12 protein-coding genes are annotated in these 12,944 nt (G+C 73.8%); 3 read left to right on the top strand and 9 right to left on the bottom strand.

Annotated features, from left to right (window positions below; translation table 11 throughout):
* Positions 1-209 precede the first annotated feature (209 nt).
* Entirely contained in the window at positions 210-1,724 is a 1,515-nt protein-coding gene (locus BKE41_RS10625) for a murein L,D-transpeptidase family protein (RefSeq protein WP_070999338.1), read from the top strand.
* Positions 1,725-1,728: 4 nt separating this feature from the next.
* Here the strand turns inward: BKE41_RS10625 and BKE41_RS10620 are convergent, their stop codons facing one another.
* The 9 genes from BKE41_RS10620 to BKE41_RS10580 form a co-directional block, all read right to left on the bottom strand.
* Entirely contained in the window at positions 1,729-1,902 is a 174-nt protein-coding gene (locus BKE41_RS10620; RefSeq protein ID WP_012318839.1) for a YqaE/Pmp3 family membrane protein, read from the bottom strand.
* A 113-nt stretch (positions 1,903-2,015) separates the two neighbouring features.
* Positions 2,016-3,632 (bottom strand): c-type cytochrome, encoded by a 1,617-nt coding sequence (locus tag BKE41_RS10615; protein WP_012318838.1) that lies wholly within the window; start codon positions 3,630-3,632, stop codon positions 2,016-2,018.
* Positions 3,633-3,653: 21 nt separating this feature from the next.
* Positions 3,654-4,025 carry a hypothetical protein gene (locus BKE41_RS10610; RefSeq protein WP_012318837.1) on the bottom strand — a complete coding sequence of 124 codons (372 nt, stop codon included), beginning with the start codon at positions 4,023-4,025 and terminating at the stop codon, positions 3,654-3,656.
* Positions 4,025-4,522: a TspO/MBR family protein gene (locus tag BKE41_RS10605; protein WP_012318836.1), complete on the bottom strand. Its 498-nt coding sequence runs from the start codon at positions 4,520-4,522 to the stop codon at positions 4,025-4,027. Before BKE41_RS10605 ends, BKE41_RS10610 begins: the two co-directional genes overlap by 1 nt.
* Entirely contained in the window at positions 4,519-5,745 is a 1,227-nt protein-coding gene (locus BKE41_RS10600) for a geranylgeranyl diphosphate reductase (protein WP_012318835.1), read from the bottom strand. Before BKE41_RS10600 ends, BKE41_RS10605 begins: the two co-directional genes overlap by 4 nt.
* A gap of 4 nt (positions 5,746-5,749) precedes the next feature.
* On the bottom strand, positions 5,750-7,216 hold the full coding sequence (locus BKE41_RS10595) for a BCD family MFS transporter (protein ID WP_244633182.1): 1,467 nt from the start codon (positions 7,214-7,216) through the stop codon (positions 5,750-5,752).
* Entirely contained in the window at positions 7,216-8,100 is an 885-nt protein-coding gene (gene chlG / locus BKE41_RS10590; RefSeq protein ID WP_012318833.1) for a chlorophyll synthase ChlG, read from the bottom strand. Before chlG ends, BKE41_RS10595 begins: the two co-directional genes overlap by 1 nt.
* A gap of 382 nt (positions 8,101-8,482) precedes the next feature.
* Positions 8,483-9,928: a transcriptional regulator PpsR gene (gene ppsR / locus BKE41_RS10585; protein ID WP_012318832.1), complete on the bottom strand. Its 1,446-nt coding sequence runs from the start codon at positions 9,926-9,928 to the stop codon at positions 8,483-8,485.
* Between the two features lie 29 nt (positions 9,929-9,957).
* On the bottom strand, positions 9,958-10,848 hold the full coding sequence (locus BKE41_RS10580) for a cobalamin B12-binding domain-containing protein (RefSeq protein ID WP_043073611.1): 891 nt from the start codon (positions 10,846-10,848) through the stop codon (positions 9,958-9,960).
* Between the two features lie 317 nt (positions 10,849-11,165).
* Between BKE41_RS10580 and bchF the strand changes: the two genes are divergently transcribed.
* Both bchF and BKE41_RS10570 read left to right on the top strand, forming a co-directional pair.
* Positions 11,166-11,672 (top strand): 2-vinyl bacteriochlorophyllide hydratase, encoded by a 507-nt coding sequence (gene bchF / locus BKE41_RS10575; RefSeq protein ID WP_070999336.1) that lies wholly within the window; start codon positions 11,166-11,168, stop codon positions 11,670-11,672.
* Positions 11,669-12,943 (top strand): ferredoxin:protochlorophyllide reductase (ATP-dependent) subunit N, encoded by a 1,275-nt coding sequence (locus BKE41_RS10570; RefSeq protein WP_070999334.1) that lies wholly within the window; start codon positions 11,669-11,671, stop codon positions 12,941-12,943. The genes bchF and BKE41_RS10570 overlap by 4 nt, the downstream gene beginning before the upstream one ends.
* Position 12,944 lies beyond the last annotated feature (1 nt).

Below are 12,944 nucleotides of genomic sequence, written 5' to 3'. Positions count from 1 at the left end.
GGCTCGAACGGCGCCGGCCCGCGACCCCGCCGCGGCGCGCTGTGGATAGGGTGCATCCGCCGGCTCTCCACACCGGAGAACAATCCAGTGTTGCAGCCGGGTCCTTGCGGTAAGGAAGGCGCAAGCTTAACGAGCCTATTGGGTTGGGGAGTGGCACCCGACGCGGCCAGCAAGGCCCGCGGGCGCGCGTAAGACGATCGAGGTTCCCCATGACGGCGCGTCTCGCGACCGCGCGACTGCTGGCGGCGGCGTCCCTGCTGGCCCTGTCGCTCGCCGCCTGCCAGGACGGTTCCGGGATCAACGGCCCGAGCGCGCGCAGCCTCGCGCCGATCGCCCCCCAGACCGTCGCGCTGATGCAGTCCAAGGGGATGCAGCCCTCCGACCCGATCCTGATCCGCACCTTCAAGAAGGAGGCGGAGATGGAGATCTGGAAGCGGGGGAGCGACGGCCGCTACGCCCTGATGAAGACCTACCCGATCTGCCGCTGGTCCGGCCAGCTCGGGCCGAAGACCCGCGAGGGCGACCGGCAGGCGCCCGAGGGCTTCTACACGATCACCCCGGGCCTGATGAACCCGAACTCCTCGTACTACCTGTCGTTCGACACGGGCTTCCCGAACGCCGTCGACCGGGCCAACGGGCGCACCGGCAAGTACCTGATGGTGCACGGCACCTGCTCGTCGGCGGGCTGCTTCGCCATGACCGACGCCACCATCGCGGAGATCTACGCCGTCGCCCGCGACGCGTTCATCGGCGGCCAGCGCAGCTTCCAGTTCCAGTCCTACCCGTTCCGGATGACGGCCGAGAACATGGCCAAGTTCCGCAACGACCCGAACATCGCCTTCTGGCAGAACCTCAAGGAGGGGTCCGACTATTTCGAGGCCCTGCACGAGGAGCCGAAGGTCGGCCAGTGCGGGACCAAGTACGTGTTCGGCGGGGCCGACGCGGCCGCCGGCGCGTGCCGGCCGCACGTCGACCCGCTGGTGGCCGAGAAGAGCGCGCACGACGCCCGCGCGGTCGCCGACCTCGTCGCCAAGGGCACGCCCGCGGTGCGGGTCGTCTACCAGGACGGCGGCCAGAACCCGGTCTTCCGCCCGCAGAACGCCAGCGCCTTCGCGAGCCTCGGCGGCACCGAGACGGTGCTGCCCTACGACGCCAAGGAGTACGGCCGGCACAATCTCGGCGACGTGAGCCGCCCCGAGACCCTGGCGGCGGGCCCGCAGGAGATCGAGGTCGGCCCGAAGGGCCGGCCCACGATGCTGGCCGGCGCCGAGCCGGAGGCGCCCGCCCGGGCCGCGAAGGCCGGCGGCAAGGGGCACGGGCGCGAGCCGGCGGCGCCCGCGGCGCCCACGACCCTCATGGCGAACCGCGCCGATCCCGGCGCGCAGGTCGAGACCACGGCGGCCCTGCCCGACAAGCCCGCCCGGATCGCCGTCGCGGACGCGGACGGCGATGCGAGCAGCTACCAGAAGCTGTTCGGTCAGCTCTTCGCCAAGGACAAGCCGGCCCCGGCGGCGCCCCCGGCCCCTCCGGTCGACGCCGCGGCGGCGCCGGAGCCGGCGAAGCTCGCCCACGCCGCCGAGACGGCCGCGCCGCGGGCCGCCAAGGCCCACGCGGTGAGGACCGCCAGGGTCGAGGCGAAGGGCGACGGGAAGGGGAAGGGTGACGGGAAGGCGGAGGCGAAGCCCGCCCTCCGGAAGGGCGAGCCCGAGGGCCGGAAGCCCTGACGGCTCAGACCAGCGGACGGTCGCGGTTCATCAGCCACAGGGCGTGGACCGTGCCGGGCAGCCAGCCGAGGATCCACAGCAGGATGTTCAGCAGGAACTGCAGGCCGAAGCCCGTGGTGACGAGCACGGCGATCGGCGGGAAGAAGATCGCGAGCAGGATGCGGACGAGGCTGGACACGGGGACTCCGGGCGCGAGGTAGGCACGTCCCGGCTCCAACGGCACACGGTTTCATCCGTTCCGCTCGATCCGGCCGCGACAGCCCCGGCCTGCCGGGGCCGCGCGGCGGCGCCTCAGTTCCTGGCCGGCGGCGTGGTGGCGGAGGGGACGTTGGCGGCCTGCTTCTCCGGGTGCTTCACCTGGCTGTAGGCGACGTTGGCGAAGGTGCCGATCACCGCGGGCCAGCTCGGCTTGCCGTATTGCGGGTCGTCGCGGCCGACCTTGCAGAAGGCCGTGGTCAGGCCGTTGACGATGTCGTCGTCGGTGACGCCGGTCGGCTCCGCCTTCACCTGCTGGACCAGCCGGGCGAGGGTCGGGACGAAGTCCTGCTGCTTCAGTCCGGTCAGGCTCGCCTGGATGCCGAGCTTCTCGAAGGCGGCCTTGAGCTTGTCCTGCTCGATCTCCGCGCAGGGGGCGGTGCCGGCCAGCATGGTCCGGGTGGCGGCGCGCGCCTCCGAGGCCTTGTCGCCGGTCACCGGCGGCGCCCTGTTGCCCCAGGAATTGCGGATGTAGTCGGTGACGTTCTTCACCTCGACATCGGTCATCTGCTGGCCGATCGCCACCATCGGGGCCAGCCCGCTCTGGGCGGCGAGGCCGCCGTAGATCACCCGCAGCACCGTCTCGGGCCCGTCGGACTGGACCGAGGTGTTGCCGGCGAGCGCCGGGACCGCGCCCTCGATGCCCTTGCCGTCGGGCTGGTGGCACGAGGAGCAGTAGGTCAGGTAGGTGGAGGCGCCCGGCGCGTCGGGCGTGTCGAAGGCCGTGAGGTCCTTCGGCTTGTAGGTCTGCTTGGCCGGCACGGTGCGCAGGTACGCGACCATGGCCTTGAGGTCCTCCTCCTTCACCTTGGAGAGGGATTCCATGATGGTCTGGCGCATCGGGCCGGCGGCGACGCCCGGCCGGTCGCCCGGGGCGGTGCCGGTCTTGAGGTAGGTCACCACCTGCTCGTCGGTCCAGGCACCGATGCCCTGGTGGCCGTCCGGGGTGATGTTGGGGGCGTACCAGCCGTCGATCACGCCGCCGCCGAACCGGCCCGCGAAGCTCGAATTGCCGACGAGCTTGTTCTCGTTGTGGCACATGGCGCAGTGGCCGAGGCCCTCCACCAGGTAGGCGCCGCGGTTCACCTCGGCGCTGGCCTTCGGGTCGGGCTTGAAGCGCTCGTCGGTGAAGAAGGCCGTCCGCCACGTCACCAGCGCCGTGCGGACGCTGAACGGGAACGGGATCTGGCTCTCCTGCCGCTTCTCGTTCACGGCCGGGACCGATTGCAGGTAGGCCCAGATCGCCTGGGTGTCCTCGTCGGTGACCTTGGTGAACCAGCCGAACGGGAAGGCCGGGTAGAGGTAGCCGACGTTCTTGCTGTAGCCGTGCCGGAACGCCTGGTCGAAGTCGGCGTAGCTCCAGTTGCCGAGGCCGGTCTCCTTGTCGGGGGTGAGGTTGGGGGTCATGATCACGCCGAAGGGCATGTTCAGCGCGTAGTTGCCGGCGAGGTACTTGCCGCCCGGCGCCGTGTGGCAGGCCGCGCAGTCGCCCATGGTCACGAGATACTTGCCGCGCGCGATCTGGTCGGCCGACCCGTCCTGCGCCAGCGCCGGCGCGGCCGGGAACAGGCTCGCCAGGAACAGGCTCCCCAGGATCGGCGCCGTCCGGATCGGCGGCAGGCGGCCGGAGGAGAGGGCTCTCGTGCGCTGCATGCCGCGTCTCCCATCCCGAGTTTAGAGCTGTTTGAGATTTGTGACGCGCGTGAACGCGGCCGTTCGGGGCGTTGTTCCGGGCGGCGCCGGGCTGCGGCGATGTGCCGTGGCGGACCGGAAGCGCAGGCCGAGATCGGCCAGATGGGCGGCGAGCCCGGCGAGCATCCACCCGGCGACCGCGACGAAGCCGGCCCCCGCCAGCGCCGCCCGCAGGGCCAGCATCAGCGCGGCGCCGGAGGCGAGCGTGGCCAGCAGGGACGGCAGCGGCGGCCCGCCCCGGCGGCTGAGCCAGGCGAGGACGAGGGCCTCCAGGGCGACGAGCAGGAGGATCCCGTCGACGATCCGGCCCGAGGCGAAGGCGGCGGCGAGGGCGGCGGCGAGCGGCGGCTCCATCACGCCGGCTCCCCGAAGGGCGCGTTGAGGCGCACGATCCGCAGGTTCAGGCAGGCGGCGACGCTGACCCAGGCGAGGTAGGGCAGGTTCATGAGGCCCGCCGCGACGGAGATCCGGCCGGTGACCAGCACCAGCACGGCGATCGACAGCCACAGGGCCGCGACCTCGGCGAGCGCCCAGTCGGGCCGGCGGAACCGGAAGAACAGCACGCTCCAGGCGATGTTGAGCACCCCGTTCACCGCGAAGGCGGCGATCAGCACGCCCCGGGCGACGGGGTCGGCCGCGCCGCTCCAGGCGAGGACCGCCGAGGTGGCGGTCAGCGCGAAGATCACCGCCCAGACCGGCCCGAAGGCCCAGTCCGGCGGCTTCCAGGCCGGGACCCGCAGGCGCCGGTACCACGTGTCCGTCGTGGTCGCGAGGCCGCCGGCCACGGCCACCAGCACGGCGGCGGCGGCGGCCACCGCGGGCGGCCCGAGATCGGCGAGGCCGAGGCTCACGGCGAGACCCAGCGGAACAGGTGGGCGAGGTCCTTGAAGAAGATCCGCGCGTGGGCGGCGGGCTTCGCGCGGACCAGCTCCTTGTTCATGTAGCTGTCCCAGGTGAGCTGCTGGACGTCCTTGTCCCGGCAGATCGAGACGAAGCGCTCGCGCAGGCCGTCGCTGCGGTACCAGACCCACTGCATCATCCCGAGGATCCAGAACACGCGCCCGTGCAGCTTCATGAACCGTCTTCGCGCGCGCCCGAGCGCCCGGGCATCGCCGGTCTCGAGGAAGGCGGCGGCGGCCTCGGCGGAGAGGCGCCCGCCCAGCATCGCGTAGTAGATGCCCTCCCCGGAGGCCGGGGCGACGACGCCGGCGGCATCGCCCGCCAGCAGCACGTCGCGGCCGTTGTCCCAGCGCTTCAGCGGCTTGAGGGGGAGGGGGGCGCCCTCGCGCCGGACGGTCTCGGCCCCGTCGAGGCCGGTCGCCACCCGCAGAGCGCGGATCGAGGAGCGCAGGGAGAAGCCCTTCCGGGCGCTGCCGGTGCCGATGCTCAGCGTGTCCCCGTGGGGGAAGATCCAGCTGTAGAAATCCGGCGAGTGGCGGCCCTGGTAGTAGACGTCGCAGCGGGTCGCCTCGACCGACCCGGCCCCGGGGGCGCCGGCCTCCGGCACCCGGAGGATCTCGTGATAGGCGAAGACCTGCCGCATCCTGGCGTGGCCCGGCACCTCCGCGCGGCCGACCGGCGAGCAGGCGCCGTCGGCGCCGACGACGAGGCGCGCCCGGACGGCGTGGCGGGCGAGGCCGGTCCCCGCGCCGGTGGTGAAGTGGACCAGCGGCGGCCCGTCGTCGGGCCGGGTGATCCGCTCGAAGGCGGCCGCGCGCAGGTCGGCGCCGGCCTCCGCGGCCCGGGCGCGCAGCCACGGGTCGAAATGCTCGCGGTCGACCATGCCGACGAAGCCCTCGCCCACCGGCATGTCGACGGTCTTGCCGCTCGGCGCCACCATCCGGGCCGAGCGGATCTTGGCGACGAGGAGCGCGTCGGGGATCGCGAAGTCGCGGATCAGCCGCGGCGGGATCGCGCCGCCGCAGGGCTTGATCCGCCCGGGCTTGTCGAGGAGCAGCACCGCGTGGCCGGCCCGGGCGAGGTCGGTCGCCGCCGTGGCGCCGGCCGGCCCGCCGCCGACCACCACGACGTCGTAGCTGTCGCGGCCGGGGCCGCCGTCGTCCAACCGGGCCATGGCCTCACCTCGCGCTGAAGGCAGGATCGAGCGGCACCGGGTCCGGTGCCGGGGCTGAGTCGAGCCGGGCCGCCAGGACGACCGCGACGAGGAACAGCAGCCCTTCCGCGGCGAACACCGCCGCGTAGGCCTGGACGGGTTCGGCGGTGACGAGCCGGACGGCGTCGACCGCCACCGCTCCGAGGAAGCCGCCGGCGCCGAAGGCGACGCCCTGCGCGGCGCCCCAGACGCCCATGCGGGTGCCGCGCTCCCGCGCGTCGCCGCGGCCGGCGAGCGCCATCATCGAGCCGATGGCGGCGACCGCGTAGGCGCCGTTGGCCACCCCGAGGGCGAAGACCGTCGTGCGCAGGGGGAAGTCCGATCCCGCCGCCGCGCCGCTCGCCAGGGCGAACAGGGCCGCGGCCGAGCCGGCGCAGCCGATCCCGATCCAGAGCCGCAGGGACGCGAGGGCGGTGCCCCGGGCGAGGAGCGTCACCGCCGCCACCAGCAGCATGCCGGCGAGCACGCCGCCGTGCTGGAGGCCGGCGAGCTTGGTGGTGGCGCCGGGGGTCATCGCGAAGACGAGGCCGGCATAGGGCTCCAGGATCAGCTCCTGGGCGCTGTAGGCCAGCATCGACACGAAGACGAAGACCGTGAAGGTCCGGGCCACGGGGTCGGCCAGCACCCGGGCCAGCACGGTGAAGAACGGGCGGCGGGCCTCCGCGGGCTCGGGGGCCCGGACCGGCAGGCGGCGCTCGACGCCGGCGAGCGCGAGCGCCGCCACGCCGAAGGCGACGAGCGAGACCGTGCCCGAGACCGCGACGAGCCGCGGGCCGGAGAACGGGTCGAGGAAGTGCCCGGCGAGCGGCGCCGTGACGGCGAAGCCGACGATCATCATCACCCAGACGACGGTGGCGGCCGCGCCCCGCCGGGCCGGCGCGACGCCGCCCGACAGCAGGACCAGGAGGGAGGTCCCGGCCGCGCCGACGCCCATGCCGACGCACAGGAACGAGAGGGCGGCGAGCGCCAGCCCCAGGGCGAGGTTCTCGGCCGCCAGCGCGGTGCCGCAGGCGGCGCCGAACCCGCCGAGGCAGAGGGCGGCCATGCCGCCGACGATCCACGGGGTGCGCCGGCCGCTCCGGTCGGACCCGTAGCCCCAGCGCGGGCGCAGGACCTGCACGGCGTAGTGCAGGGCGACCAGCAGGCCCGGCACGAAGGCGGGGAGCGCCAGTTCCACCACCATGACCCGATTGAGGGTGGCGGTCATCAGCACGACGACGCTGCCCAGCGCGGTCTGGACGAGGCCGAGGCGGACGATCTGGGGCCAGCCGAGGCCGTCGGCCGCGCCAGGCTGCTCGGGCACCCGCCCACGAGAACCGCGACGCGCCCCCTCTCCCGCACGGGAGAGGGGACCCGCGCCCGGCCCTGAAACCGGCTGCGCAGCGGAGGAACCGAGAGCCCCCGTACGGCGCGCGCGCGACTCGATCCCCATCACGCGCCTCCCACCAGCGGGCGCAGCGCGAAGGCCGCGACCAGCATGCCGAGGACGTAGAGCGTGGTGCCGGTGCCGTTGTACCAGATCGCCCGCTCCCGGGGATTCTCGAGGAACCGGGCCATCAGGGCGACCTGGCCGGCGAGGAGCGCCGCCACGAGGCCGGCGTGCCAGTAGCGCTCCCAGCCGGCGAGGAGCGCGATCACCGCGACCTGCGGCAGGGCCATGACCAGGCAGGCGAAGCGCGCGGCGCGCGCGGAGCCCATCTGCACCGGCAGCGACAGCAGCCCCATCCGCCGGTCGCCCTCCACGGACTTGAAGTCGTTGAGGGTCATGATGCCGTGGGCGCCGGCCGCGTAGAGCAGCGCCACCAGGAGCACCCGCCGGTCGGGCAGGGCGGCGGCCATGACGGCGGCGCCGGTGAACCAGGGCAGACCCTCGTAGCAGAGCGCCACCGCGGCGTTGCCCCACCAGCCGTTCCGCTTCAGCCGCACGGGCGGCGCCGAGTAGACCCAGGCGAGCGCGAGCCCGAACAGGGCGGCCCCGAGGATCCAGGGCCCGAGGGCGGCGGCCACCGCCAGCGACAGGGCCGTCCAGGCGAGGGCGAGGTAGAGCCCCCAACGGCCCGGGATCCGCCCGGACGGGATCGGCCGGTCCGGCTCGTTGATCGCGTCGACGTGGCGGTCGAACCAGTCGTTGGCGGCCTGGCTGGTGGCGCAGACCAGCGGGCCGGCCAGCAGGATGCCGGCGGCGATCACCGGCCACTGGCCGCTGGCCGGCTGGCCCGAGGAAATGACCCCGCAGGCGAAGGCCCACATCGGCGCGAACCACGTGAGCGGCTTCAGCAGCTCGATGACTGCGCTCGGGGCGGGCGTAGCGGTCATGGCGGGAGGCTAACGGGGCCCGCCCGAGTGTCAAGGCAGATTTACACGACGCGACCACGTGTGCGCGACGTTTGTCGGATCAATACAGCGGTGGCCCAGAAATACATTATCCGAAACACCTGGGAACCGCGGCGGCGGACCCGCCCGGCGCGGGCGGGTCCCGGCGCGACGGCGGCGCTCCGGCGGCGCCCCGGGCGCCCCGGGCGCCCCTCGGACGCGAGCACGATTCCGGGATCCTCGAGCCACTCGGCGCCCGGCTCAGGCACCCGGTTCCGGCACCGGGTTCCGGGCCGACGCGGCGCGCCCGCACGGGGCTCCGGCAGGCCGGGCGGGGATGAACCGGACGGGACCCGCGGCCGGCCGCGCCCCGGGGCGGGGGCCGTCAGGCCTCCTCGACCGGGCCGTCGAGGTCGCCGACGCCGTAGCGGCGCATCTTGGCGTAGAGGCCCTGCCGGCTCAGGCCGAGCATCTCGGCCGCCGAGGCCCGGTTGTCCCGGGTGATCCGCAGCGCCGCCTCGATGCAGAGCTTCTCGATCAGGTCCGTCGTCTCGCGGACCAGGGTCTTCATCGAGACCCGGCCCACGAGCTCGGTCATCTGCTCCACCGAGCGGGGCACCTCCCGACCGACCCCGGGACGTCCCTCGGCGATCCGCCGCGGGCCCGACCGGATGGCGAAGCCCAGGCAGGGGCGGGTCCCGGCCACCGACACGGCGGCGACCTCCACGTCCTCCATGCCGCCGTAGGCGCCGCGGACGACGGTGGCGAAGCGGCGCACGGCGCCGTGGTCGACGAGGGTCGCGAACAGCGCCTGCGCCTCGGTCTCGTCGCGGCCGAGCCAGTGGTCGAGGGTGCGCCCGCGGGCCTGGCCCACGGTGGCGAGCTGCGCCAGCTCCAGGAAGGCGGCGTTGGCCATCAGGACCCGCCGCGCCGAATCGGTGACCACGAAGCCCTCCGGCATCGCCTCGATCACCGCGGCGGTCGGCGCCTCCTGGTCGGGCCCGGCCGCCGCGGCCGCCGGGTCGGCGGCCAGCTGCAGCAGGGCGCTCGCGCCGCCCTCGCCCCGGAACAGCGAGGCCGAGACCGTGACCTCGCCGCGCCCGTGCTGGAGCGCCGCCCGGATCTCGCCCGCCTGCCCGGTCGCCCGCAGGGCGGCGAACTGGGCCTCCAGGGTCCGGGTGCTGGCGGGATCGAACAGCTCGACGGCGTCCTGCCCGGCGATGCGCTTGGCCGGGCGTCCGAGGAGGCGCGCCGCCGCCGGGTTGGCCTCGGCCACCCGGCGCGTGCCGGCATCGACCACCAGCACCGGCTCGCCGGAGATCTGGAACAGCAGCCGGTAGCGGGTCTCGGCGGCGCGGAGCCGGTCGTAGTCCCGCTCCAGGGCCTGCTGGGTCTCGACCAGCCGGCGCTGCAGGGCCGCCACCGCCCGCATGTCGCGCCCGAGCACGAGGATCGGGCCGCCCTCCGAGGGCCGGATCGACGCGTAGCGGATCGGCAGGTCGGCGCCGTCGGGCGAGGGGTGGTTCACCTGGCGCCAGCGGGTGATGCCCTCGGTCCCGGCATCCCGCAGCAGGGCGTCGATCTTCGGGCGGCTCTCCACCGTGACGGTGTCGATCCAGCGCCGGCCCAGCCAGCCGGCCACGGTCTCGGCCGCGAGGTCGGCGCCGACCGCGGCGTCCCGAATCACCCCGTCGGCGTCGATCACCAGGGAGAGGTCCGCGGACGCCGCGACGATGCGCCCGACCGCCTCGCCCTGGAGGAGGCCGGCCACCTGCTGCAGGGCCGCGGGCGGCGACTGCGGGGAGGGGCGGGGCTGAGGGGTCACGGTCACCGCAATGTGATAGTCGGTTTGAGGCCCTTTCAGCAGGCCAATGCCTGTCTGTCCAGCAAAGCTTCCGCCGCGGCGGGCGCGAGGCACGCGTCCGACGCGCAGGCATCCGCCCCGACGATCCCCGCCTCGCCGCCGTGGCGCGCGAAGAAGGGGCCGCCGACCAGCACCCGGACGTCCCGGTTGCGCGAGTCGCGGCGCACCTCCGCCACCGTCGCCGTCAGGACCGGCAGCAGGACGTCGCAGGAGAGCGACAGGCCGACCACGTCGAACCAGTCCGACCGGAGCAGGTCCAGGGGGTCGACCCCCGGCCCGGGCACCGCGGTGGTCACGTCCCAGCCGGCCTCCCGGAAGAAGCTCGCGACCAGGGACAGGCCGAAGACGTGGGTCTCGCCCGGGCAGGGCAGCAGCAGGACGCTGCGCCCGTTGGCCGGGACCGATTCGCTCTCCAGCTCGGCGCAGAGGCGGCGGCTCACGGCGTGGAGCCGCCCGAGGGCCTCGGTCACCGCCAGGAAGTCGCAGGCATCCTCCTCCCAGAGGGCGCCGAGATGCCGGGCCGCCGGGGCGAGCAGGTCGAGGAGCAGGCGCGCGAGCGGCAGGCCGCCGTCGCGCAGGGCGTCCACCCGGGCGTCGAGGTCGACCGGGCCGGCGGCCAGGAGCAGGGCGCTGAAATCGGCGATCTCCCGCGCGCTCGGCGCCCGGTCCGCCGGGACGGCGCGGCCGGCGGGCCGGTGGGCGAGCATCAGGCGGGGCAGGATCTCCGCCTCGACGACCTTGGCGAGCGCGTCCGGGACGGGCCTGTGCAGGTCGGACCAACCGAGGGCAGTGTCGCGGAACACGGGAAGACCATCGCTCACGGGGCTGCAGCCGGCCGCGGACGGACCGTAATCAAGACGGCCACCGAAATGCCTCCAGTTTCCCATCGGCATCCTCCCTGAGACGACCCCGGCCCGGAAGGGCCGGCGGATCCGCTCGCCTGCTCGGTGTGGCGTTGCTCGCCCGTCTATTCTTCGCGTCCGCCAGTTCCTGGATCTGACAAGCCAAACGGCGGCAATCTCTGCCGTCTCAGTTGACGATACGCTTCCTGGCCATCTTGGCAATGATCTTATTCGAAGAAAAAATATCCCTCCCCGTGTCATACCGCAGAAGCGTCAAGCGCACTTGACACTTCCGGGACCCCCGCCCTAGCCTCTGTCAACGACGGAGCCTCTGGCGCCGCCGACCAGCAGGGAGCGGATGCATGGGTCCCGAGGACCGGCCGGCACGACCGCTCTACACGCCCGCCGAACGGCGCCGGCGCGATTCCTCGCCCTGGACCCTGGTCCAGGGGGTTCTGGCGCCCCTCCAGTTCGCGATCTTCCTGATCAGTCTCGCCCTGGTGCTGCGCGCCCTGGCCACCGGTGACGGCGCGCGCGCGGCCGAGATCTCGGTCGTCGTGAAGACCGTGGCCCTCTACGCAATCATGGTCACCGGTTCGATCTGGGAGAAGGTCGTGTTCGGACGGTGGCTCTTCGCACCCGCCTTCTTCTGGGAGGACGTGGTCAGCATGCTGGTGCTGGCCCTCCACACCGCTTACCTCGCGGCCCTCGCGACGGGCGCCCTGAGCGGGCAGGCGCTGCTGCTCCTCGCGCTGGCGGCCTACGCGACCTACGTGGTCAACGCGGCCCAGTTCCTTCTGAAGCTCCGGGCCGCGCGCCTGGAGAGGGCCGGCAGCCGCGCACCGCGTCTCGCGGAGGCGCTGCCATGAACGCCCCCCTGGCCCACCCGCCGTCCTGCGGCGGTATCGAACTGCGCCAGGAGCACGGCCAGCGGGCCGTGTTCTGCGGCCTCACCGGCATCGTCTGGCTGCACCGGAAGATCCAGGACGCGTTCTTCCTCGTGGTCGGCTCGCGCACCTGCGCGCACCTGATCCAGTCGGCGGCCGGGGTGATGATCTTCGCCGAGCCGCGCTTCGCCACCGCCATCATCGACGAGCGCGACCTCGCCGGCCTCGCCGACGCCAACGAGGAGCTCGACCGGGTGGTGACCCGGCTGATCGAGCGCCGGCCCGACATCAAGCTTTTGTTCCTCGTGGGCTCCTGCCCGTCCGAGGTGATCAAGCTCGACCTGTCCCGGGCGGCGCAGCGCCTGTCGGGCCGCCTCGCCCCCGTGCGGGTGCTGAACTATTCGGGCTCCGGCATCGAGACGACCTTTACGCAAGGTGAGGATGCCTGCCTCGCGGCGCTGGTGCCGGACCTGCCCCGCGAGGCAGAGGCAACCGCGTCGTCGCTCCTGATCGTCGGGGCGCTGGCCGACGTGGTGGAGGACCAGTTCCTGCGGATGTTCGCCGCGATGGGCATCGCGGATGTCCGGTTCCTGCCCGCCCGCCGGGCCGGCGCCATGCCGGCGGTCGGGCGCGGCACCCGCTACCTGCTGGCCCAGCCCTTCCTGACCGAGACCGCCCGCGCCCTCGAGGAACGCGGCGCCCGCCGGCTCGCGGCCCCGTTCCCGCTCGGCGCCGAGGGCACCACCGGCTGGCTGCGGGCCGCCGCCGAGGCGTTCGGCGTCTCCGGGGAGGCGTTCGACCGGGCGACCGCCGCGGGCCGGGCCCGCGCCGAGACCGCGCTCGCGCCCCACCGCGAGAAGCTCGGCGGCAAGCGGGTGTTCTTCTTCCCCGACTCGCAGCTAGAGGTGCCGCTCGCCCGCTTCCTCGCCCGGGAACTCGGCGCTGAGCTCGTGGAGGTCGGGACGCCCTATCTGCACCGGGGACATCTCGCCGCCGAGATCGAGTGGCTTCCCGCGGGCACACGCGTGACCGAGGGCCAGAGCCTCGACGACCAGATGGACCGCTGCCGGGCGGCCCGCCCGGACCTCACGGTCTGCGGCCTCGGCCTCGCCAACCCGCTGGAGGCGGAGGGGCTGTCGACCAAGTGGTCGATCGAGTTGCTGTTCACGCCGGTGCAGGGCTACGAGCAGGCCGGCGACCTCGCCGAGCTGTTCGTGCGCCCGCTCCGACGCCGTGCCCTGCTGGAGGTGTAGC

The organism is Methylobacterium sp. C1, assembly GCF_001854385.1.
GTDB lineage: Bacteria > Pseudomonadota > Alphaproteobacteria > Rhizobiales > Beijerinckiaceae > Methylobacterium > Methylobacterium radiotolerans.
Note: the sequence above shows the minus strand (reverse complement) of the source record. Positions and strands in the feature narration are given on the sequence as shown.

Excerpts from the sequence above, each read along its gene's own strand:
- BKE41_RS10625 (WP_070999338.1), top strand. The coding sequence starts at position 210 with ATGACGGCGCGTCTCGCGACCGCGCGACTGCTGGCGGCGGCGTCCCTG.
- BKE41_RS10615 (WP_012318838.1), bottom strand. The coding sequence starts at position 3,632 with ATGCAGCGCACGAGAGCCCTCTCCTCCGGCCGCCTGCCGCCGATCCGG.
- BKE41_RS10610 (WP_012318837.1), bottom strand. The coding sequence starts at position 4,025 with ATGGAGCCGCCGCTCGCCGCCGCCCTCGCCGCCGCCTTCGCCTCGGGC.
- BKE41_RS10600 (WP_012318835.1), bottom strand. The coding sequence starts at position 5,745 with ATGGCCCGGTTGGACGACGGCGGCCCCGGCCGCGACAGCTACGACGTC.
- BKE41_RS10595 (WP_244633182.1), bottom strand. The coding sequence starts at position 7,216 with ATGGGGATCGAGTCGCGCGCGCGCCGTACGGGGGCTCTCGGTTCCTCC.
- chlG (WP_012318833.1), bottom strand. The coding sequence starts at position 8,100 with ATGACCGCTACGCCCGCCCCGAGCGCAGTCATCGAGCTGCTGAAGCCG.
- BKE41_RS10580 (WP_043073611.1), bottom strand. The coding sequence starts at position 10,848 with ATGGGAAACTGGAGGCATTTCGGTGGCCGTCTTGATTACGGTCCGTCC.
- bchF (WP_070999336.1), top strand. The coding sequence starts at position 11,166 with ATGGGTCCCGAGGACCGGCCGGCACGACCGCTCTACACGCCCGCCGAA.
- BKE41_RS10570 (WP_070999334.1), top strand. The coding sequence starts at position 11,669 with ATGAACGCCCCCCTGGCCCACCCGCCGTCCTGCGGCGGTATCGAACTG.